Raw genomic sequence first — 21,853 nt, 5'->3', positions numbered from 1 at the left:
CTGGGGATAGGGCCCGAGCGGCGAGCACATCAGCTTCCGGCAAACCCCTGCTGGCGCCACGCCTCGTACACCGTTACGGCCACGGTATTGGACAGGTTCAAGCTCCGGCACCCCGGCCGCATCGGCAGGCGCAGGCGTTGTTCGGCAGGCAGGCTGTCCAGCACCTCGGCCGGCAGGCCACGGCTTTCGGGGCCGAACAGGAAGGCGTCACCGGGCTGGTACTCGACCTCATGGAACGGGTGCGAGCCTTTGGTGGTGAACGCGAACAGCCGAGGCTGATTCAGGCTTTCCAGGCATTCGGCCAGGCTTTGGTGGCGCTGTAGCGTGGCATACTCGTGGTAATCCAGCCCCGCGCGGCGCAGGCGTTTGTCGTCCAGTTCGAAGCTGATGGGCTCGATCAGGTGCAGGGCGCAGCCGCTGTTGGCGCACAGGCGGATGATGTTGCCGGTATTCGGCGGAATTTCTGGTTGAAAAAGGATGACGTGAAACATGCACGGCTCCAAGCGTGAAGATGACGAGCATTCTACCCCCGAACCCGACCCGCGTTCGAAGGCCTGGCCGCGGGTGCTGCTGTCGCTGGCGATCTTCGGCATGCTCGTGGGCCTGATGATCGGCCGGCTGACCGCGCCCGAGGAGCGGGTGCTGGAGCAGGTCGAGGTGGTGCAGGGCGGGCTGGACCTGTGGTTCAACGAAGAGCCGCAACTGCATGGCGAGACTGTCGAGGGTACCGTGGCCGTGGTGTTCCAGGCCGAGGGCAAGGCCGCGCGGGGCCAGTTGATGTTGCAGGGCAAGCCGGTGGGCTGGCGTTTGCAGAAGAGCGAGGAAGGCTTGCTGTTGACGCTGGTCGCTGCGCGCCCCCTTCGCGGCGAATGGGCCGGAGCGCAGGAGGCGGGACGTTGGCGGGTGCAGGTGAGGCTGCATGAATAAAAGAGGGGATATCCCGGCCTGCCTGTACCGAGGTCCCCAAAACTGGAGGTACTGGATACAAAGCAGGGAGCGTGCCAGGTCTTGCAGGCCCTGAAATGCGGTGTTCCGGCCATTTTTCGAGGGTTTTGAAGGCTAATCTGCCTTGTGCTGGTGCATGCGGCACAGCAACGGTGCAGCTGGGGCCTGATAGTTTTGCCAGTTTCGGCCACTGCCAGCATTGGTTAACGTTCTGCTCATGAATCATGCTCCTGTGGAGGGATTGTTCATGAGCCTGCACTTGCCGATGCTCGATCACCAGCGATCATCTTTCGGGGGGAGTTCCTACTCCAGGGCGTATACGCCATACGGTGCCGCTGCATTTGCAGAAGGCCCGACTCTCGGCTTCTGCGGGCAGCTCTGCGAAAGACCTATGGGCACCTATCAGCTGGGCAACGGCTACCGCTGCTATTCGCCAACCGCATTGCGCTTCCTGTCACCGGATCGCCACAGCCCATTCGGCAGAGGGGGGCTCAACGCATATGGCTATTGTGCTGGTGATCCAGTCAATCGGAGTGATCCTGGTGGGCGGTGGTGGGGGTTGGTGAGGGATGCCGTCTTCTCGGGCCTCGTCTTCCAGGATGGAGCAAGGGATCTGCACAAAAGTCTCCTGAATAGGGGGGAGGTGCAGGCGAAAAAGGCGCATTCTACCGATCATCGTGTACTGAATGAGGTGGCCCCTAGCCTGACACGGCTCACCGTCGATAGTGGTCAGGTCGCTTTGGGAGGGCTTTCGTTTGCCACTAATGCGCTTCAGTTGGCGGGTGTGGCGGTGAACCCTGTTGTGGGCAGTGTGGCGGCATGGGCGGGTTTTGCGCTCTGGGGAGCGAAGAAAGCTGCCCAGTATCGTGAGGCAAGGCAGGCGCAGGATCCCTTGCACTATCTGACGCTGAGTAGCGTGAAACAGGAACAGAAAATTCCTGCGTTGTTCGGGCAAGTGAGGGAGTCAATCAACGCCGGCACGGCCTCGAATCTGTCCGAGGTAGTGATACAGCAGGCACACAATGACGTTCTTACGGCCGCTGGTGAATTAAGGGACATGAAGTAAGTCGATCTATTCCTGCTTCATGTCTGTTGCGCTCTATTGGCAGTTGAGCCGCCAATTGGTCTGAATCATGTGTTGCCTACGAGAGGGCCATGTTTGGCCCTCCCAGGTTTGCAGCAGGTCGATGCTCAGTGGTCTTCGCCCTCGTCCTCATCGGAGCCATCCACCTTCATCCCCAGCTCCTTGATCTTGCGCGTCAAGGTGTTGCGCCCCCACCCCAGCAACAACGCCGCATCACGACGACGCCCGGCCGTATGCTTGAGCGCCGTCTCGATCATGATCCGCTCGAAACTGGGCACGGCGCTGTCGAGCAGGCTCGACTGGCCACGGGCAAGGGCCTGGTCGGCCCACTGGCGCAGGGCCTGTTCCCAGTTGGTCACCGGCGCGGCGTCCTGGGGCAGGTTGAGCAGTTCCGGCGGCAGGTCGCCGATCAGCACTTCGCGGCTGGAGGCCATCACGGTGATCCAGCGGCAGGTGTTCTCCAGCTGGCGCACGTTGCCCGGCCAGGGCAGGTTGCGGATGAATTCCTCGGTCTCGGGCTTGAGCAGCTTGGGTTCCACCGCCAGCTCCTGGGCGGCGCGGCCGAGGAAGTGGCGGGCCAGGGCCGGGATGTCCTCACGTCGGTCCGCCAGGCGCGGGATATGGATGCGGATCACGTTGAGGCGGTGGAACAGGTCTTCACGGAACTTGCCGGCCTGCACCAGCGACTCGAGGTTCTGGTGGGTGGCGGCGATGATGCGCACGTCCACCTTCACCGGCACATGGCCGCCGACCCGGTAGAACTCGCCGTCGGCCAGCACGCGCAGCAGGCGGGTCTGGGTGTCGGCGGGCATGTCGCCGATCTCGTCGAGGAACAGCGTGCCGCCGTCGGCCTGCTCGAAACGCCCACGACGCAGGTTGGCAGCGCCGGTAAAGGCGCCCTTTTCATGGCCGAACAGTTCGGACTCCATCAGGTCCTTGGGGATCGCCGCCATGTTCAGGGCGATGAACGGCGATGCCGCCCGTGGGCTATGGCGGTGCAGGGCATGGGCCACCAGCTCTTTGCCGGTGCCAGACTCACCATTGATCAGCACAGTGATGTTGGAGTGGCTGAGGCGGCCGATGGCGCGGAACACCTCTTGCATCGCCGGCGCCTCGCCGATGATCTCGGGGGTGCGGGCCAGCGCCTGGGGCACCTCCAGCGCCTGCTGCTCCTGGGCGTGCTGGTTGGCGCGCTTGACCAGCGACACCGCTTCGTCGACATCGAACGGCTTGGGCAGGTACTCGAAGGCGCCGCCCTGGTACGACGCCACGGCGCTGTCCAGGTCGGAGTGCGCGGTCATGATGATCACCGGCAGCCCCGGGTGCTGTTCGCGGATCTGGGCGAGCAAGTCGAGGCCGCTGGCGCCGGGCATGCGGATATCCGAGATGATCACGTCCGGTTGCTGGCGGGCCAGGCGGCCCATCACGCCGTCGGCGCTGTCGAAGCTCTGGGTAGTCATGCCTTCCTGCTGCAGGGCCTTTTCCAGGACCCAGCGGATGGAACGATCATCATCGACGATCCAGACGGTTTCACTTCGGCTCATGGGGCGGTGGCTCCTTGTTCCAGGGGCAGGTAGATCGAGAAGGTGGTGTGGCCGGCGTGGCTTTCACATTCGATCAGGCCCTGGTGCTGGCTGATGATGTTCTGGGTGATGGCCAGGCCCAGCCCGGTGCCGTCCGGGCGGCCGCTGACCATGGGATAGAAGAGGGTGTCCTGCAGTTCCGCGGGGATGCCGGGGCCGTTGTCGATGATCTCGATCCGCGCCACCAGGCGGTGGCGCACATGGCCGATGGTGAACTGGCGCACGGCCCTACTGCGCAGGGTGATGCGGCCCAGGCGCAGTTCGTTCTGCCCGGCGATGGCCTGCATGGCGTTGCGCACGATGTTGAGCACGGCCTGGATCATCTGCTCGCGGTCAATCAGCACGTCCGGCAGGCTCGGGTCGTAATCGCGCACCAGGGTGATGCCGCCCTGGCTCTCCGCCTCGACCAGGCTGCATACCCGCTCGAGCACTTCGTGGATATTGGTCATGGACAACGACGGCAGCTTGTTCGAGCCAAGCATGCGGTCGACCAGGTTACGCAGGCGGTCGGCCTCTTCGATGATCACATTGGTGTAGTCACGCAGGCCGTCCTCGGGCAGCTCGCGGGCCAGCAGTTGCGCCGCGCCGCGAATGCCGCCGAGGGGGTTCTTGATCTCGTGGGCGAGGCCACGCACCAGCATCTTGGTGGTTTCCTGCTTGCTTAGCTGGGCCTCCTCCTTGGTGATGCGCAGCAGGCGGTCACGCGGGTGCACCTCCAGCAGCAGCAGGGTCTGGCCCTGATGCAGGATGGGCGTGACGGCGTAGTCGACGGTGATGCTCTGGCCGGTCAGCGAGGTCAGCTGGGCTTCGCGCTTGGTGAACGGGTGCGCCTGCTCCACCGCCTGGCGCAGCGAGTTGAGTGCCTCGGCCGATTCGGTGAACAGCTCGCTGATGAACTGGCCATGGCTGCGCTGGCCACTGACAGCCAGGAGCATTTCCGCGGCTGGATTCATGTACTCCAGGCGCAGTTCGGCATTGAGCAGGAGCGTGGCCGTGGTCAGGTTGTCCAGAAGCAGACGGTGCTGTGCATCGCTGATGGTCATAAGGTGTCGTTGACCTCTTTTGGCACAGTGGCGCCCAACGGCTCGGGCCCGGGGGCGCGCACGGAAAAGTGCTGGATGCAGTGAAAATGCAAGAACCAAACCAAGGCTCCGAAAAGAAGCGGAAATTCCGGATAAACACCTGGAACTGCGCGAATTCGAGCCATAAAGCCCTGGTTTATCGATTCTTGTGACCCAAATTGGGTTGCATGATGGGGCGTACCGCCAAGTCATGCACCAATATGGAGCATAGGGCGGTCAGCGCAATTTGCACAGCTGGGCGCTGGCACGAACCAGGGCGAGGTGGCGCGTTGTGTCCTGGGTGCGTTGTTGCAGGGCGTCGGCCAGGTGGTTGGCGCATTGGCTCGGCGGGGTCTGGTCAAAACGGGCGAGGGCGCTCAGCAGCTGTTCCTGCAGCAGGTCCAGTTCAGGGCGCACTTCGTTGGCCAGGTCGCGGCGTGGAAGGGCTGGCGCCTGTCGGGCGCGATGCCAGGTGTCGAGCAGGTGGTACTGCAGGAGCTTGTTGGCTTCGATCTGGTCGGCAAAAAAGGCCTCGACGCGTGCCGGATCCAAGTGGTGGGCGACGGCGGCCTGGCGTGCGCTGACCAATACCTGGTGCTCGCGGGCGCTGGCCTGCACGGGTTGCTGGTGATCCCACTTGTGCAGGGCGACAGCTTCGGCCAGGTCCAGGCGCCGATCGATGGTGGCAAGCAACTGATCCAGGGTAGGCGTGATGCTCGGTGAGGTGGCACAACCAGATAGGGCGATGCAGCAGGTCAGGGCGAGGGTGGTGGCACGCATGGCGATCTCCTTGGGAATGAAGCCTCGAGTGTCGCCTGTGGCGTTGCGGCGGCTAATAGGTGTTGTCCGATGATGAGGGTATGAAAAAGAAACGGCCTCCCGAGGGAGGCCGTAATGATGTCACCGACGCGAGGCGCCGATCAGATCAGCAGCTGTAGTACAGCTCGTACTCCAGCGGGTGCACGAAGGTGCGGACCTTGATCTCTTCTTCGCTCTTCAGCTCGATGAAGGCATCGATGAAGTCGTCGGAGAACACGCCGCCCTTGGTCAGGAACGCACGGCCTTTGTCCAGCTCTTCCAGGGCTTCCTTCAGGCTGCCACAGACTTGCGGGATTTCCTTGGCCTCTTCAGGCGGCAGGTCGTACAGGTTCTTGTCGGCGGCATCGCCTGGGTGGATCTTGTTCTGGATACCGTCCAGGCCTGCCATCAGCAGGGCCGCGAAGGCCAGGTACGGGTTGGCCGACGGGTCCGGGAAGCGTGCTTCGATACGGCGGGCTTTCGGGCTGCCGACGTAAGGAATACGGATCGAGGCGGAACGGTTGCGCGCCGAGTAGGCCAGCATTACCGGGGCTTCGAAACCTGGGACCAGACGCTTGTAGGAGTTGGTCGACGGGTTGGTGAAGCCGTTCAGGGCCTTGCCGTGCTTGATGATGCCGCCGATGAAGTACAGGGCGGTATCGGACAGGCCGGCATAGCCTTCGCCGGAGAAGGTGTTCTTGCCGTCTTTCCAGATCGACATGTGCACGTGCATGCCCGAGCCGTTGTCGCCGTACAGAGGCTTGGGCATGAAGGTGGCGGTACGGCCATAGGCGTCGGCAACGTTGTGCACGACGTATTTCAGGGCCTGTACTTCGTCAGCTTTCTTCACCAGGGTGTTGAACTTGACGCCGATTTCGTTCTGGCCGGCAGTCGCCACTTCGTGGTGGTGAACTTCGACGGTCTGGCCCATTTCTTCCAGGGCGTTGCACATGGCGGTGCGGATTTCGTGGTCGTGGTCGAACGGCGGAACCGGGAAGTAGCCGCCTTTCACGCCCGGACGGTGGCCTTTGTTGCCGCCTTCCACGTCAGCGCCGGTCATCCATGAGCCTTGCTCGGAGAAGATCTTGAACATCGAGCCGGAGATGTCCGAGTGGAACTTCACTTCGTCGAAGATGAAGAACTCAGGCTCTGGGCCTGCGAACACGGTGTCACCGATGCCGGTGCTCTTCAGGTACTCTTCGGCGCGCTTGGCGATGCCGCGCGGGTCACGATCGTAGCCCTGCATGCTCGACGGGTCGACGATGTCGCAGGTGATGATCAGGGTCGGTTCTTCGGTGAACGGGTCCAGCACGGCGGTTTCGTCAACCGGCATCAGGATCATGTCGGAGGCTTCGATGCCTTTCCAGCCAGCGATGGAGGAGCCGTCGAACATCTTGCCGACTTCGAAGAAGTCTTCGTCCAGGCCATCGCGCGCCGGCATGGTCACGTGATGCTGAATGCCCTTGGTGTCCGTGAAACGCAGATCAATCCACTTGACGTCATGATCTTTGATGAGTTGAACCGACTTCGACATGTTGTCCTCCGGATGGTCTAGGGCGCAGTTGGCCGCTGCCCTGGAATAAGGGTGTCGCTGGGCGCGGATAGTCGGCCAAGCTTACCTGCCTCACAAGGGAGCAAATTGCATGCCAGTGCCCGAAAATGGCCTGCACGCGATAAAAGGAGGCGTTGCTGGGCATTTGCTGATGATCTGGATGGCTGCTGTGCACTCATGTGATGCGTTTTTTAACTTTGCTGCACTGTTATGGTGCGCTCTGTGCGTGCAGGGCTACATCGCGGGGCAGCCAACATAAATCCAACCTTCTGGACAAAAGTTGGTCAAAAGCTGAGCAATTTCCGCTATAATTCGCGCCCCTCATTTTCGGTAGGCCCTGGGCGCGCTGTTAAACCAATGAAACTTATCGTCAAAGTCTTCCCAGAAATCACCATCAAGAGCCGGCCGGTGCGCAAGCGCTTCATCCGCCAGCTCGCCAAGAACATCCGCAACGTGCTCAAGGACCTTGATCCCGAGCTCGCGGTTGATGGTGTCTGGGATAATCTCGAGGTGGTCACCCGCGTCGAGGACGAAAAGCTCCAGCGCGAAATGATCGAGCGCCTCACCTGCACGCCGGGTATCACCCACTTCCTGCAGGTCGAGGAGTATGCACTGGGCGATTTCGACGACATCGTCGCCAAGTGCAAGCACCACTTTGGCCACCTGCTGGCCGGCAAGCGCTTCTCGGTACGCTGCAAGCGCGGCGGCCACCACGATTTCACCTCGATGGACGTCGACCGCTACGTCGGCAGCCAGCTGCGCCAGCAGTGCGGCGCCGCCGGCATCGACCTGAAGACCCCAGAAGTCGTGGTGCGCATGGAGATCCGCGACCAGCGCCTGTACGTGATTCACAATCAGCACAACGGCATTGGCGGCTACCCGCTGGGCGCACTGGAACAGACCCTGGTGCTGATGTCCGGTGGCTTCGACTCCACCGTCGCGGCCTACCAGATGATGCGCCGCGGACTGATGACCCATTTCTGCTTCTTCAACCTCGGTGGCCGTGCCCACGAGCTGGGCGTGATGGAAGTGGCCCACTACCTGTGGAAGAAGTACGGCAGCAGCCAGCGTGTACTGTTCATCAGCGTGCCGTTCGAGGAAGTGGTCGGCGAGATCCTCAACAAGGTCGACAACAGCTACATGGGCGTCACCCTCAAGCGCATGATGCTGCGCGGCGCCGCGCACATGGCCGACCGTCTGCAGATCGACGCGCTGGTCACCGGCGAGGCGATCTCCCAGGTGTCGAGCCAGACCTTGCCGAACCTGTCGATCATCGACTCGGCCACCGACAAGCTGGTGCTGCGCCCGCTGCTGGCCAGCCACAAGCAGGACATCATCGACCAGGCCACCGAGATCGGCACCGCCGACTTCGCCAAGCATATGCCCGAGTATTGCGGCGTGATCTCGGTGAACCCGACTACCCATGCCAAGCGTCACCGCATGGAGCACGAAGAAAAGCAGTTCGACATGGCCGTGCTGGAGCGCGCCCTGGAGCGCGCCAAGTTCATCTCCATCGACCATGTGATCGACGAGCTGGGCAAGGACATCGAAATCGAGGAAGTGGCCGAGGCACTGCCAGGCCAGATCGTCATCGACATTCGTCACCCCGACGCCCAGGAAGACGAACCTCTGGTGCTGGAAGGCATCGAAGTCCAGGCCATGCCGTTCTACGCCATCAACAGCAAGTTCAAGCAGCTGGACCCCACGCGCCAGTACTTGCTGTATTGCGACAAGGGTGTGATGAGCCGTCTGCACGCACACCACCTGCTCAGTGAGGGACATGCCAATGTGCGTGTTTATCGTCCGACATAAGACGCCAGGGCTGTATGGCGGCAGCATCCGCCATCGCCCTCCCGACCATCGGGCCCGCTGAGCCGTAAACCGTACATATTGGCCGCCTACACTGGCGGCAACCGAATCCTCTGATCGAGATACAGTTGTGATCGAAAATCTGCGTAACATCGCCATCATCGCCCACGTTGACCATGGTAAAACCACCCTGGTCGACAAACTCCTGCGCCAGTCCGGCACCCTGGAGCGTAACGAGCTCAACGACGAGCGCGTCATGGACTCCAACGACCAGGAAAAAGAGCGCGGCATTACCATTCTGGCGAAAAACACCGCCATCAACTGGAACGGCTACCACATCAACATCGTCGACACCCCCGGCCACGCCGACTTCGGTGGCGAGGTTGAGCGTGTAATGTCGATGGTCGACTCGGTGCTGCTGCTGGTCGACGCCCAGGACGGCCCGATGCCGCAAACCCGCTTCGTGACCAAGAAGGCCTTCGAAGCTGGCCTGAAGCCAATCGTCGTGATCAACAAGGTCGACCGTCCAGGCGCGCGTCCTGACTGGGTTCTGGACCAGATCTTCGACCTGTTCGACAACCTCGGTGCCACCGACGAACAGCTGGACTTCAAAGTCGTCTACGCCTCGGCCCTGAACGGCATCGCAGGTCTCGACCACACCGCCATGGGCGAAGACATGACCGCCCTGTACCAGTCGATCGTCGACAACGTACCGGCGCCGGACGTTGACCGTGAAGGTTCGTTCCAGATGCAGATCTCGGCACTGGACTACAACAGCTTCCTGGGTGTTATCGGTGTTGGCCGTATCGCCCGTGGCCGCATCAAGCCGAACACCCCGGTTGTTGCCATCGATGTCGACGGCAAGAAGCGTAACGGCCGTATTCTGAAGCTGATGGGCCACCACGGCCTGCACCGCGTCGACGTCGAAGAAGCCCAGGCTGGCGACATCGTCTGCATCAGCGGTTTCGACGAGCTGTTCATCTCCGACACCCTGTGCGCCCCGGACGCGGTAGAAGCGATGAAGCCGCTGACCGTCGACGAGCCAACCGTTTCGATGACCTTCCAGGTCAACGACTCGCCGTTCTGCGGCAAGGAAGGCAAGTTCGTCACCAGCCGTAACATCAAGGACCGTCTGGACAAGGAGCTGCTGTACAACGTTGCCCTGCGCGTCCAGGAAACCGACTCCCCTGACAAGTTCAAGGTATCGGGCCGTGGTGAGCTGCACCTGTCCGTTCTGATCGAAACCATGCGCCGTGAAGGCTTCGAGATGGCCGTAGGCCGTCCTGAAGTGATCATCCGCGAAGTTGACGGCGTCAAGCAGGAGCCGTTCGAGAACGTCACCATCGACATCCCTGAAGAATCCCAGGGTAAGGTCATGGAAGAAATGGGTCTGCGTAAAGGCGACCTGACCAACATGGTGCCGGATGGCAAGGGCCGTGTTCGCCTGGAATACAACATTCCAGCCCGTGGTCTGATCGGTTTCCGTAACCAGTTCCTGACCCTGACCAACGGTGCAGGCATCCTGACCTCGATCTTCGATCGCTACGACACCATGAAGTCGGGCCAGATGTCCGGCCGTCTGAACGGCGTACTGGTTTCGGTCGAGACCGGCAAGGCACTGACCTACTCGCTGGAAACCCTGCAGGCGCGCGGCAAGCTGTTCGTCGAGCACGGCCAGGAGATCTACAACGGTCAGATCATCGGCCTGAACAGCCGCGACAACGACCTGGGCGTGAACCCGACCAAAGGCAAGAAGCTCGACAACATGCGTGCTTCGGGCAAGGACGAAGTCATCGCCCTGGTACCGCCGGTTCGCCACACCCTGGAACAGGCCCTGGAGTTCATCCAGGACGACGAGCTGTGCGAAGTCACGCCGAAGTCGATCCGTCTGCGCAAGAAGATCCTGGACGAAGGCGAGCGTACCCGCGCTGCCAAGAAAGCCAAGAACTGAGCTAGCTCAGGCTGAATGAAAACGCCCCCGGTCGAAAGGCCGGGGGCGTTTTTGTTTGCCTTCAGAAATACAGGCCGCTTTGCAGCCCCAGCATTTCAGGCGTGACGCAGTCTCAGCGCCCGACCACCTTGGGCTTGTACGCGCAATACCCCGGTCGCGGCCCGACCTTGGGGTGGTTGCGGCAGGTATCCGGGCGCTTGTCGTAGATGGTGCACAGACGGCTCTTGCGATCCAGGTACATGCAGTCATCGTTGCTCATCCGGGTCAGGGTGAAGATCCCCGACTTCTGGTTGAAGCGCTCGATGATGCCTTCCTTCTGCAGGCGTTTGGCCACGTTCTTTGGCGGTTCGTCTTTCTCGAATTCGTCCACCACGCCGATGCGGATCAGATCCTTGATCTTCACCTCCACCGGCAGGGTGCAACAGGTCGAGTGGCAGCCACCGCACATATGGCTGGCATAGCGCTGCCAGGTCTCCAGGCGGTCGACTTCGGCGGCGGCGATCAGGGTCGTTTTCATGGTTATGGGGTGAATCACGGTCTTGGGGCGCGCGATCATACCGGAGTTGTTCAATTTGTGAACAACCTTTTGCCCGATTCCCCTGGCAGTTGATGAAAACCGCGAACGCTCGCTGTCGCTGTGTGTCAGAGCGTCTAGGCTGAACACTCTCCCTGCGCTTTCGCCTACTTGCCCGAGGATGCCGCATGTCCCAGGAAAACAAGGCCCGTGAGGCCAAAGCTCATACCGACGAGGTGGCCGCGTTCCGCGCCGCCGTGCTGGCCAAGCTGACCTATGCCGTTGGCAAGGACCCGGAACACGCCTTCGACCACGACTGGTTCGAGGCCATTGCCCTGGCTGCCCGCGACCATATGGTCGACCACTGGATGGATCACACTCGCCAGGCCTACCGCCGTAGCCAGAAGCGGGTGTATTACCTCTCCCTCGAGTTTCTCATCGGCCGCCTGCTGTACGACAGCCTGAGCAACCTCGGTTACCTGGAGATCGCCCGCGAGGCGCTCGAAGGGCTGGACGTCGACCTGGAGCGTATCCGCCTGCTCGAGCCTGACGCGGCGCTGGGCAACGGTGGCCTCGGTCGCCTGGCGGCGTGCTTCATGGAGAGCATGTCGACCCTGGGTATTGCCGCCCATGGCTATGGCATCCGCTACGAGCATGGGTTGTTCCGCCAGGCGGTGGTCGATGGCTGGCAGCAGGAGCAGACCGAGAACTGGCTGGACTTTGGTAACCCCTGGGAGTTCGAGCGGGCCGAGGTGATCTACCCGATCAGTTTCGGCGGCAGCGTCGAGACCGTGCAGGAAGGCAATGGCCAGCAACGTCAGGTCTGGTGGCCGGGCGAGACGGTGCGGGCGGTGGCCTACGACACGCCGGTGGTCGGCTGGCGCGGCTCCAGCGTCAATACCCTGCGCCTGTGGCGTGCCCGGGCGCTTGAGGAGTTGCACCTGGAGCGCTTCAATGCCGGTGATCACCTGGGCGCGGTGGCCGAGGTGGCCCGCGCCGAAAGCATCTCGCGAGTGTTGTACCCGGCCGACAGCACCGAGGCTGGCCAGGAGTTGCGCCTGCGCCAGGAGTACTTCTTCGTTTCGGCCTCGCTGCAGGACCTGCTGCGACGCCACCTGAACATGCACAAGGACCTGCTCAACCTGCCGGATGCCGCGGCCATCCAGCTCAACGACACCCACCCGTCGATTGCCGTGGCCGAGCTGATGCGCCTGCTGGTCGACCAGCACGAAATCCCCTGGGACAAAGCGTGGGCGCTGACCGTCGGCACCCTGGCCTACACCAACCACACCTTGTTGCCCGAAGCCCTGGAAACCTGGCCGGTGGCATTGATGGAGCGCATGCTGCCGCGGCACATGCAGATCATCTACCTGATCAACGCCTACCATATCGACGCACTGCGGGCCAAAGGCCTGCACGACTTCGACGTGCTACGCGCGGTGTCGCTGATCGAGGAGGACAATGGCCGACGGGTGCGCATGGGCAACCTGGCGTTCCTTGGCTCGCACAGCGTCAACGGCGTGTCGGCGCTGCACAGCAAGCTGATGAAAAGCACGGTGTTCGCCGAGCTGCACAAGCTCTATCCGCAGCGAATCAACAACAAGACCAATGGCATCACCTTCCGCCGTTGGCTGTACCAGGCCAACCCGCCGCTCACGGCGATGCTGATCGAGGCGCTGGGGCCGGAGGTGCTGGATGACCCGGAAGGCAAGCTCAAGGCACTGGTGCCCTTCGCCGACAAGGCCACCTTCCGCAAGCAGTTCGCCGCCCAGCGCCTGCACAGCAAGCGCGCCCTGGCCAGCATCATCCAGGACCGGATCGGCGTGACGGTCAACCCGGAGGCGCTGTTCGATGTGCAGGTCAAGCGCATCCACGAGTACAAGCGCCAGTTGCTCAATCTGCTGCACACGGTGGCGCTGTACCAGGCCATCCGCAACGACCCCGGCACCGACTGGGTTCCGAGGGTGAAGATTTTCGCCGGCAAGGCGGCGGCCAGCTACCACCAGGCCAAGCTGATCATCAAGCTGGCTAACGACATCGCCCGGGTGGTCAACAACGACCCCACGGTGCGCGGCCTGCTCAAGGTGGTGTTCCTGCCCAACTACAACGTCAGCCTGGCCGAGAGCATCATCCCGGCGGCTGACCTGTCCGAGCAGATTTCCACGGCCGGCTACGAGGCCTCCGGCACCAGCAACATGAAGTTCGGCCTCAATGGCGCGCTGACCATCGGCACCCTCGATGGCGCCAACGTCGAGATGTGCGAGCAGGTGGGGGCGGAGAACATGTTCATCTTCGGCCTGACCGCGCAGCAGGTGGAGGCACGCAAGCGCAGCGGCGACTTTGGCGCCGCGTCGGCGATCGCTGCCTCCCATCGTCTGGGCGACGTGCTGCAGGCGATTCGCAGCGGGGTGTTCTCGCCTGATGATCCGGCGCGCTATGCCGGATTGGTGGACGGGCTGATCGCCTACGACCGCTTCCTGGTGTGCGCCGACTTCGATGCCTACTGGGACGCCCAGCGGCGAGTCGAGGAGTTGTGGCACGCGCCGCAGGACTGGTGGCGCGTGGCAGTGCTGAACACGGCGCGGATGGGCTGGTTCTCGTCGGACCGGACCATTCGCGAGTATGCGACCGAGATCTGGAAGGCCTTGGATTAGCACACCGGGGCCGCTTTGCGGCCCATCGCCGGCAAGCCGGCTCCCATAAAGATCCACAGCACCGCCAAACTCTGTGGGAGCCGGCTTGCCGGCGATGGGCTGCGCAGCAGCCCTAATCGACAAGCTGCGTGAACTCAAAGCCCAATGAGCCCTCTGATCTGCCACACGAGTCTCTTTGCTCGCTAGCCCGTCACTCTCCCTGTAAACTGCGGGGGTTTTTCTCCCCCTTTCCTTTTCGGAGCCATACATGTCCCGCGTTACCCTGAGTCGCTATCTGATTGAGCAGACCCGCAGCAACAACACCCCTGCCGATCTGCGCTTCCTGATCGAAGTGGTGGCGCGTGCGTGCAAGGAGATCAGTCACCACGTGTCCAAGGGCGCCCTGGGCGGCGTGCTGGGCAGCATGGGCACCGAGAACGTGCAGGGAGAGGTGCAGAAGAAGCTCGACGTGATTTCCAACGACATCCTGCTCGAAGCCAACGAGTGGGGCGGTCACCTGGCCGGCATGGCCTCCGAAGAGATGGACAATGCCTACCAGATCCCGGGCAAATACCCCAAAGGCGCCTACCTGCTGGTCTTTGACCCGCTGGACGGCTCGTCGAACATCGACGTCAACGTCTCGGTCGGCACCATCTTCTCGGTGCTGCGTTGCCCGAACGAATACCTGAGCCAGAACGAAACCCTGAACGAGAATGCATTCCTGCAGCCAGGCACCCAGCAGGTCGCCGCCGGTTACGCCATCTACGGCCCGCAGACCATGCTGATCCTGACCCTGGGCAACGGCGTCAAGGGCTTCACCCTGGACCGCGAGCTGGGCAGCTTCGTCCTGACCCACGAAAACATCCAGGTACCGGCCACCACCGCCGAGTTCGCCATCAACATGTCCAACCAGCGCCACTGGGAAGCCCCGGTGCAACGCTACGTGGGCGAGCTGCTGGCCGGCGAGACCGGGCCGCTGAAAAAGAACTACAACATGCGCTGGATCGCCTCCATGGTGGCCGACGTGCATCGCATCCTGACCCGTGGCGGCCTGTTCATGTACCCACGCGATGCCCGCGAGCCGAGCAAGCCGGGCAAGCTGCGCCTGATGTACGAAGCCAACCCGATGTCGTTCATCATCGAACAGGCAGGCGGCGCCTCCACCAACGGTTACGAGCGTATCCTCGACATCAAGCCGGAGAGCCTGCACCAGCGCGTGTCGGTGATCCTCGGCTCGAAGGAAGAGGTCGAGCGCGTCACCGCCTACCACAAGGAGTAAGTCATGCTCGCACCTTGGCAGCCGTTGCTGGAGTGGTGGTTCGGTTGGGGCACAAGTGCCCAGGCCGTGGCTGACGAGAAGAACACGCTGTGGTTCGGCAAGCATCACGACGTCGATGCCCAGGCGCTGTTCGGCGACCTGGTCGAGCAAGCCCTGGCGGGCGGGCTCGACGAGTGGCAGCAGAGCCCCCAGGGCTGGCTCGGTCTGCTGCTGCTGCTGGATCAGCTGCCGCGCATGATCTATCGCGACACGCCGCGTGCCTTCGAGGGTGACCGGCGTGCCCAGGTAGTGGCGATGCAGGGGTTGCAGAAGGGCTGGGACTACCAGCTGCTGCCGATCCAGCGCGTGTTCGTGCTATTGGTGCTGGAGCATGCCGAGGTGCTGGACTGGCAAAACCTGTGCGTCGAGCGTTACCAGACCTTGCTGGACGAGCAGCCCGAGGCCAGCCGTCGGTTGTTTGAAGGCTTCCTCGACTATGCCGAGCAGCACCAGCGGGTGATCGCCCGCTTCGGGCGCTTCCCGCACCGCAACCTGGTGCTGAACCGCCCGAGCACCAGTGAAGAGATGGACTTCTTGCTGGAGCCTGGGTCCAGGTTCTAGGCCAGTGGGGCTGCTTTGCAGCCCATCGCTGGCAAGCCAGCTCCCACAGGATAAGCGCTGCATTCGGGTCTGGCGCTATCCCTGTGGGAGCTGGCTTGCCAGCGATGGGCCGCGAAGCGGCCCCAGCCATCTCAGATCCTGAAACTCCCCACCAGATGCTTCAACCGCTCGACCTGATGCTCCAGGTCGGTGCAGGCACGCAAGGTGCTCTGCAGGTTCTGCACCCCTTCCTGATTCAGCGTATTGATCTCGGTGATGTCGACATTGATTGACTCGACCACGGCCGTCTGCTCTTCCGTGGCGGTGGCCACCGACTGGTTCATGCCGTCGATCTCGCCGATGCGCTGGGTGACACTGCCCAGGCGTTCGCCGGCCTGGTTGGCGATGCCGACACTGCGGTCGCTGTGTTGCTGGCTCTGGTTCATGGTGCTCACGGCCACCTGGGCCCCGGCCTGCAGCTCCTCGATCAGGCGCTGCACCTGCTGTGCCGAGTCCTGGGTGCGGTGTGCCAGGTTGCGCACCTCGTCGGCCACCACCGCGAAACCACGCCCGGCTTCGCCGGCACGGGCCGCCTCGATGGCCGCGTTGAGCGCCAACAGGTTGGTCTGCTGCGAAATGCCGCTGATCACATCGAGGATCTGGCCGATGTTGGCCGTGTGGTTGTTCAGCGTTTCGATGTTGCCGCTGGCATCACTGATGCGCGCCGACAACTGATTCATCACGTCGATGGTTTCGCCCACCACCTGCTGGCCCTCTTCAGCCAGGCCGCGGGCGGCGCTGGAGTGCTGCGAGGCGAGGGCGGCGTTCTGGGCGATCTCCTGGGCGGCGGCGCCGAGCTGGTTGATCGCCGCGGCGACACTGCTGGTGCGGCTGGACTGCTGGTCGGCGTTGTGGATCGAGGCATTCGAGGCGCTGACCACCTGACCGGCCACGGCATTCACCTGGCCGGTGGCCGAGGCCACTTCGCGGATCGATTCGTGGATCCGCTCGACGAAGCGGTTGAACGACTGCGCCAGACTGCCGAACTCGTCCTGGGCGTGGATGGCCAGGCGCCGGGTCAGGTCGCCTTCGCCCTCGGCGATGTCGCGCATGGCGCGGCCCATGACGTGCAGCGGTTCCATCAGCACGCGGATCAGCAAGCCGAGCAGGGCGATGATCACCACCACCGCGATCAGTGTCGCCACCACGGCCGAAGTGCGCAGCTCGCCGAGCATGGCGAAGGCCGCGTCCTGGTCCAGCACCAGCGCCACGTACCAGTCCGCCGAGGGCACGCCATCGACGTGGGTGAAGCTGATGAACTGTTTGCGACCCTCGACCTCCACTTCCTTCAGCCCGCTGCCGATGCGCAGGTTACTGCCAGGGTAGACTTCCGCCAGGGGCTTGAGCGCCAGTTCGCCCTTGGGATGGATGAGCACCTTGCCCTCGCCGTTGACGATGAAGGCGTGCCCGTGGCCGCCGAAGTCCAGGGTGTTGATCAGGTTGCTGATGGTCTGCAGATCGGTGTCGACACCGCTGACGCCGATCATGCGCCCGCCCTGTTGCACCGGAGTGGCCAGGGTAATGACCAGCTTGCCGGCCGATACCGAGATGTACGGTTCGGTGACGATGGTCTGGCCCGCGGTGCTGGCCGCCTTGTACCAGCCGCGCACGCGCGGGTCGTAGTCGGCGGCGCGGTTGCCCACCGGCACCGACTGCATGCTGCCGTCCTGGCCGCCGAAGTAGGTGAGGATGAAGTTGCTGCCGTACACCGGCAGCGCCAGGATGCGCTCGAGGCTGCTCTTGGCGGGACCGTCGACGGCAATCTGCTGTGCCACCGAGTTCACCAGCTGGATGCGGCTTTCCAGCCAGGTGCGGATGTTGCCGGCGGTGAGGTTGCCCAGCGATTGCAGCGTCGACTCGGTGTCGCTACGCAGCGACTGACGCTGTCGGTAGTCGTTGAACAGGACGAAGCAAGTGAAGGCGACGGCCACCACCAGGGCGGCGGCCAGCAGGATCTTGTGGCTGAACTTGAGGTTCTTGGTCATTTTTCTTGGAATCTGCGCACGGGCACGAAGGGGAGGGGTGCGGCAAAAAGCCACACCACCGCTTTATGTCGACGCACAGGGATAAAACATTAATCGTTTGCGCGCCAGGCGACCAACGGTGCACAACGAAACCTCGTCGGCCAGGGAACCGAGGAGCCTTTTTCCCTTCTAAGCTCCCTGCAGGCCCTCGCGCCTGTGTATCCATCTCCAGGAGTGTCCCTTCATGTCGTTGCGTTCCCTCGCCCTGTTGTCCTTGTGCGTCGTCCTGACCGCTTGCAGCAAGATCAACCAGGAAAACTATTCCAAGCTCAAGGCCGGCATGAACAAGGCCGAAGTCGAGCAGTTGCTCGGCACGCCCAAGGAGTGTTCCGGCGCGCTGGGCATGAGCAGCTGCACCTGGGGTGACGAGAAGAGCTTCATCAGCGTGCAGTACGCGGCGGACAAGGTCCTGATGTATTCCGGGCAGGGCCTCAAATGAGGCACCTGCACCTGCTGCTGGGCGTGTGCCTGGTGATGCTGCTCGGTGGCTGCGCCACCTCGGCCACCGACCCGCTGGCGCCGAAGACCGCAGGTGCGGTCGACCTCAAGCGTTACCAAGGCAAATGGTTCGAGCTGGCGCGCCTGCCAATGAAGTACCAGGACGGTTGCGCCCAGTCCGAGGCCCATTACAACCTCAAGCCCGATGGCACGGTCGGCGTGCTGAACCGTTGCCGTACCCTGGGTGATGAATGGCTGCGTGCCGAGGGCCATGCGACGCCGCAGCAGGCGGGGCATACCGACAAGCTGTGGGTGGAGTTCGACAATTGGTTCACCCGCCTGGTGCCCGGGGTGGCCAAGGGGGACTACTGGATCCTGTTCGTCGACGAGCGCTATCGCACGGCGATTGTCGGCAGCCCGGACCGCAAGTACCTGTGGATTCTTTCGCGTACGCCTTCGTTGCCGGCGTGGGAGCGTGAAAACCTGCTGGCCAAGGCGCGGCAGCAGGGCTTTGATACCAGCCGCCTGATCTGGCGCACATCCGACAAGAGCATCGTCGCCCGGCATTGAGGACGCCATCGCGGGGCAAACCCGCTCCCCACACGTACCAGTGGGAGCTGGCCCCGCGAGGTTTCGACTGTCAGTCCAGCAGCTGTCGCAGCACTTGTACAAACGCTGCCGCGCTTTGCTCCTCCTGTTCATGCCGCCCTTGGCGCACCACCCACTGCCCGTTGACCATCACATCGCGCACCTGGCGATCAGAACCCGCGAACAACCAGCGGTTGAGAATGGCATCGCCGTCGGCCACGGCCAGATACGGATCCTGCCCGTCCAGTACCAGCCAGTCCGCCCGCTTGCCCACGGCCAGTTCGCCGATCGGCTGCCCCAGCGCCTGGGCACCGCCCAGTAGCGCGGCGTCGTACAAGGTGCGCCCAACCATCGGCTGATCGGCGCGATACAGGCGATTGCGCCGCTGGTCACGCAGGCGCTGGCCATATTCCAGCCAGCGCAGTTCCTCGACCACGCTCAAGGACACATGACTGTCCGAGCCGATACCCATCCGCCCGCCCTGGGCCAGGTAGTCCACCGCCGGGAAGATGCCGTCACCCAGGTTCGCCTCGGTGGTCAGGCACAGGCCGGCCACCGCGCCACTGCGGGCCATGGCGGCGACTTCGTCGGCTTCGGCGTGGGTAGCGTGGACCAGGCACCAACGCTGATCGACATCGACATGCTCGTACAGCCATTGCAGTGGACGGCGGCCGCTCCAGGCCAGGCAGTCATCGACTTCCTTCTGTTGCTCGGCAATGTGGATATGGATCGGGCAGGATTTGTCGCTGGCACCGAGCACATCGGCGATCTGCCCCGGTGTCACGGCGCGCAGCGAGTGGAAGCACAGTCCCAGTGCCTGCGCCGGCTGTTGTGTCAGCAATGGTGCTAGCTGCTGTTGCAGTTGCAGGTATTGTTCGGTTGAGTTGATGAAGCGCCGTTGCCCGTCATTGGGCGCCTGGCCGCCGAATCCGGCATGGCTGTATAGCACCGGCAGCAAGGTCAGGCCGATGCCGCTGGCGGCGGCGGCGGCGCTGATGCGCCGCGACAACTCGGCAGGGTCGGCATAGGCCTGGCCGTTCTGGTCATGGTGTACATAATGGAACTCGGCCACCGAGGTGTAGCCGGCCTTGAGCATCTCGATATACAACTGGCGCGCGATGACCTGCAGTTGCTCCGGCGTGATGCGGCCGACCAGGCGGTACATCAGCTCGCGCCAGGTCCAGAAGCTGTCGTTGGGATTGCCGGCCACTTCCGCCAGCCCTGCCATGGCCCGCTGGAATGCGTGCGAGTGCAGGTTGGGCATGCCCGGCAGCAGCGGCCCGCCCAGGCGCTCGGCGCCCTCGGCGTCGGCATCGGCCATGATCGCGGCCAGTCGACCGTCGGCGGCGACCTCCAGGCGGACATTGCGGGCCCAGCCCGAAGGGAGCAGGGCGCGTTCGGCGAAGTAGGCGGGCATCGGTGAAATCCTGTTATTGTTAACTTGTATATACATATACAGCCGTTTGCCTGCCGGGTAAACTCCGGCAAGCTACCGTTCACTCCAACCGCACAAGGATTCAACGCCGTGCCGACACTTCCTGTCTCCGCGCTGGTTGCCCAGATGGGCGAAGGGCCGGCGCCGCTCTACGCCCGGGTGAAACAGATGATCATCCAGCAGATCGAGAGCGGCAGCTGGCCGCCTCATCACCGGGTGCCATCGGAAAGCGAACTGGTCAGCGAGCTGGGCTTCAGCCGCATGACCATCAACCGCGCACTGCGCGAACTCACCGCCGAAGGCCTGCTGGTGCGCATGCAGGGCGTCGGCACTTTCGTCGCCGAGCCCAAGAGCCGCTCGGCGCTGTTCGAGGTCAACAACATCGCCGACGAGATCGCCGGCCGTGGCCACCAGCATAGCTGCCAGGTGATAAAGCTTGCCGAAGAGGCCGCCGGCTCCGAGCGCGCCCTGGCCCTGGACATGCGCGAAGGGCAGCGGGTGTTCCACTCGCTGATCGTGCATTACGAAAATGGCGTGCCGGTGCAGATCGAGGACCGCTACGTCAACGCCGCCATCGCTCCGGATTACCTCAAGCAGGATTTCACCCGGCAGACGCCCTACGCCTACCTGTCGCAGGTGGCGCCGCTCACTGAAGGCGAGCACGTGGTCGAGGCGATCCTTGCCGAACCTGAAGAATGCAAGCTGCTGCAGATCGAGCGGGGCGAACCGTGCCTGTTGATCCGCCGTCGCACCTGGTCGGGGCGCCAGCCGGTCACCGCTGCGCGCCTGATCCACCCCGGTTCCCGTCACCGTCTGGAAGGACGATTCAGCAAATGACCCAGTTGCAGCTGTTGCGTGCCCAGGACTACCCGCGCATGCCCTGGAAGAACGGTGGCGGTTTCACCGAAGAGATCACCCGCGACGCAGGCGACAGCCTGGACGGTTTCGGCTGGCGCCTGTCGATCGCCGATATCGAGGAGTCCGGTGGTTTTTCCAGCTTCACCGGGTACCAGCGGATCATCACCGTATTGCAGGGCGATGGCATGCGCCTGCTGGTCGATGGCCAAGCCAGCCGGCCGTTGCTGCCGTTCGATGCGTTCGCCTTCAGTGGCGAAAGCCAGGTGAGCTGCAAGCTGTTGGGCGGGGCGATTCGCGATTTCAACCTGATCTATGCGCCGCAGCGGTATCGGGCGCGGTTGCAGTGGTTCGATGGCAGTAGCCGGCTCTTCAGCTCGGCGTCGACGCTGTTGCTGTTTGCCGCCAGCACTCATGTCGAGGTGGGGCTGGCTGGGGAGGAGACGCAGCAGCTTGGGCGCTATGACTGTCTGCGGATCGATGGCAATGAAGGGTTGCTGGAAATGGATGTACAGGGGCGGTTCTGCCTGATCGAGCTGATTTCACACTGATCTGTCATCGCTGAAAGGGGGCTGCTATGCAGCCCATCGCTGGCAAGCCAGCTCCCACATGGGCCAAGTGAACCCTGTGGGAGCTGGCTTGCCAGCGATGGGGCGCGTAGCGGC

19 protein-coding genes and 1 pseudogene are annotated in these 21,853 nt (G+C 63.0%); 11 read left to right on the top strand and 9 right to left on the bottom strand.

The annotated features are described in order from the left end of the window. Positions 1–29: 29 nt before the first annotated feature. Positions 30–491 (bottom strand): tRNA (uridine(34)/cytosine(34)/5-carboxymethylaminomethyluridine(34)-2'-O)-methyltransferase TrmL, encoded by a 462-nt coding sequence (gene trmL / locus ACZ9C1_RS16665; protein ID WP_031314454.1) that lies wholly within the window; start codon positions 489–491, stop codon positions 30–32. On the opposite strand from trmL, the gene ACZ9C1_RS16660 reads away from it, so the two are divergent. Both ACZ9C1_RS16660 and ACZ9C1_RS16655 read left to right on the top strand, forming a co-directional pair. Next, positions 490–927 carry a hypothetical protein gene (locus ACZ9C1_RS16660; protein WP_102681751.1) on the top strand — a complete coding sequence of 146 codons (438 nt, stop codon included), beginning with the start codon at positions 490–492 and terminating at the stop codon, positions 925–927. The genes trmL and ACZ9C1_RS16660 overlap by 2 nt on opposite strands. A gap of 265 nt (positions 928–1,192) precedes the next feature. After that, positions 1,193–2,011, top strand: a complete 819-nt coding sequence (locus ACZ9C1_RS16655) for an RHS repeat-associated core domain-containing protein (protein ID WP_476254177.1) — start codon at positions 1,193–1,195, stop codon at positions 2,009–2,011. Positions 2,012–2,136: 125 nt separating this feature from the next. Here the strand turns inward: ACZ9C1_RS16655 and ntrC are convergent, their stop codons facing one another. From ntrC to glnA, 4 genes are all read right to left on the bottom strand, one after another. Next, positions 2,137–3,573, bottom strand: coding sequence for a nitrogen regulation protein NR(I) (ntrC, locus tag ACZ9C1_RS16650; protein ID WP_277502226.1), 1,437 nt, complete (start codon positions 3,571–3,573; stop codon positions 2,137–2,139). Continuing rightward, a complete protein-coding gene (glnL, locus tag ACZ9C1_RS16645) occupies positions 3,570–4,655 on the bottom strand; it encodes a nitrogen regulation protein NR(II) (protein ID WP_046853886.1) in 1,086 nt (361 codons plus the stop codon). Before glnL ends, ntrC begins: the two co-directional genes overlap by 4 nt. Before the next feature lie 255 nt (positions 4,656–4,910). After that, positions 4,911–5,453: a gamma subclass chorismate mutase AroQ gene (aroQ, locus tag ACZ9C1_RS16640; RefSeq protein ID WP_102681747.1), complete on the bottom strand. Its 543-nt coding sequence runs from the start codon at positions 5,451–5,453 to the stop codon at positions 4,911–4,913. A gap of 145 nt (positions 5,454–5,598) precedes the next feature. After that, complete coding sequence (gene glnA / locus ACZ9C1_RS16635) at positions 5,599–7,005, bottom strand: type I glutamate--ammonia ligase (RefSeq protein WP_023628815.1); 1,407 nt, start codon at positions 7,003–7,005, stop codon at positions 5,599–5,601. A gap of 375 nt (positions 7,006–7,380) precedes the next feature. On the opposite strand from glnA, the gene thiI reads away from it, so the two are divergent. Both thiI and typA read left to right on the top strand, forming a co-directional pair. Beyond that, positions 7,381–8,835, top strand: a complete 1,455-nt coding sequence (gene thiI, locus ACZ9C1_RS16630; RefSeq protein ID WP_110700348.1) for a tRNA uracil 4-sulfurtransferase ThiI — start codon at positions 7,381–7,383, stop codon at positions 8,833–8,835. A gap of 127 nt (positions 8,836–8,962) precedes the next feature. Continuing rightward, positions 8,963–10,783, top strand: a complete 1,821-nt coding sequence (gene typA / locus ACZ9C1_RS16625; protein ID WP_046853888.1) for a translational GTPase TypA — start codon at positions 8,963–8,965, stop codon at positions 10,781–10,783. Positions 10,784–10,895: 112 nt separating this feature from the next. Here the strand turns inward: typA and ACZ9C1_RS16620 are convergent, their stop codons facing one another. Continuing rightward, positions 10,896–11,300: a YkgJ family cysteine cluster protein gene (locus ACZ9C1_RS16620; protein WP_016712459.1), complete on the bottom strand. Its 405-nt coding sequence runs from the start codon at positions 11,298–11,300 to the stop codon at positions 10,896–10,898. Positions 11,301–11,485: 185 nt separating this feature from the next. Between ACZ9C1_RS16620 and ACZ9C1_RS16615 the strand changes: the two genes are divergently transcribed. The 3 genes from ACZ9C1_RS16615 (at position 11,486) to ACZ9C1_RS16605 (ending at position 15,809) form a co-directional block, all read left to right on the top strand. Further along, positions 11,486–13,951 (top strand): glycogen/starch/alpha-glucan phosphorylase, encoded by a 2,466-nt coding sequence (locus ACZ9C1_RS16615; protein ID WP_277502225.1) that lies wholly within the window; start codon positions 11,486–11,488, stop codon positions 13,949–13,951. Positions 13,952–14,198: 247 nt separating this feature from the next. Beyond that, positions 14,199–15,209, top strand: a complete 1,011-nt coding sequence (locus ACZ9C1_RS16610; RefSeq protein WP_038706942.1) for a class 1 fructose-bisphosphatase — start codon at positions 14,199–14,201, stop codon at positions 15,207–15,209. 3 nt (positions 15,210–15,212) lie between these two features. Further along, positions 15,213–15,809: a DUF924 family protein gene (locus tag ACZ9C1_RS16605; RefSeq protein ID WP_102681744.1), complete on the top strand. Its 597-nt coding sequence runs from the start codon at positions 15,213–15,215 to the stop codon at positions 15,807–15,809. 131 nt (positions 15,810–15,940) lie between these two features. Here ACZ9C1_RS16605 and ACZ9C1_RS16600 read toward each other — a convergent pair whose 3' ends face one another. Both ACZ9C1_RS16600 and ACZ9C1_RS16595 read right to left on the bottom strand, forming a co-directional pair. Continuing rightward, entirely contained in the window at positions 15,941–16,729 is a 789-nt protein-coding gene (locus ACZ9C1_RS16600) for a methyl-accepting chemotaxis protein (protein WP_372241261.1), read from the bottom strand. Between the two features lie 66 nt (positions 16,730–16,795). Next, positions 16,796–17,833: pseudogene (locus tag ACZ9C1_RS16595) on the bottom strand (cache domain-containing protein); the annotation flags it as partial. Positions 17,834–18,056: 223 nt separating this feature from the next. Here ACZ9C1_RS16595 and bamE point away from each other — a divergent pair. Together bamE and ACZ9C1_RS16585 are read left to right on the top strand one after the other, a co-directional pair. After that, the gene (bamE, locus tag ACZ9C1_RS16590) at positions 18,057–18,311 is read left to right on the top strand and encodes an outer membrane protein assembly factor BamE domain-containing protein (protein WP_011536093.1); all 255 of its coding nucleotides are present in this window, start codon (positions 18,057–18,059) and stop codon (positions 18,309–18,311) included. Beyond that, positions 18,308–18,880 (top strand): lipocalin family protein, encoded by a 573-nt coding sequence (locus ACZ9C1_RS16585; RefSeq protein WP_139674073.1) that lies wholly within the window; start codon positions 18,308–18,310, stop codon positions 18,878–18,880. Before bamE ends, ACZ9C1_RS16585 begins: the two co-directional genes overlap by 4 nt. A 70-nt stretch (positions 18,881–18,950) precedes the next feature. Here ACZ9C1_RS16585 and ACZ9C1_RS16580 read toward each other — a convergent pair whose 3' ends face one another. After that, positions 18,951–20,315, bottom strand: coding sequence for a formimidoylglutamate deiminase (locus tag ACZ9C1_RS16580; protein WP_110700358.1), 1,365 nt, complete (start codon positions 20,313–20,315; stop codon positions 18,951–18,953). 144 nt (positions 20,316–20,459) lie between these two features. On the opposite strand from ACZ9C1_RS16580, the gene hutC reads away from it, so the two are divergent. Both hutC and ACZ9C1_RS16570 read left to right on the top strand, forming a co-directional pair. Further along, positions 20,460–21,170 carry a histidine utilization repressor gene (gene hutC / locus ACZ9C1_RS16575; protein WP_167659468.1) on the top strand — a complete coding sequence of 237 codons (711 nt, stop codon included), beginning with the start codon at positions 20,460–20,462 and terminating at the stop codon, positions 21,168–21,170. Further along, complete coding sequence (locus ACZ9C1_RS16570; RefSeq protein WP_139674067.1) at positions 21,167–21,739, top strand: HutD/Ves family protein; 573 nt, start codon at positions 21,167–21,169, stop codon at positions 21,737–21,739. Before hutC ends, ACZ9C1_RS16570 begins: the two co-directional genes overlap by 4 nt. Positions 21,740–21,853: the final 114 nt, after the last annotated feature.

Source organism: Pseudomonas sp. TE21435, assembly GCF_056279265.1.
The sequence above is the reverse complement of the archived record's forward strand: the minus strand, read 5'-3'. Positions and strand labels throughout refer to the sequence as shown.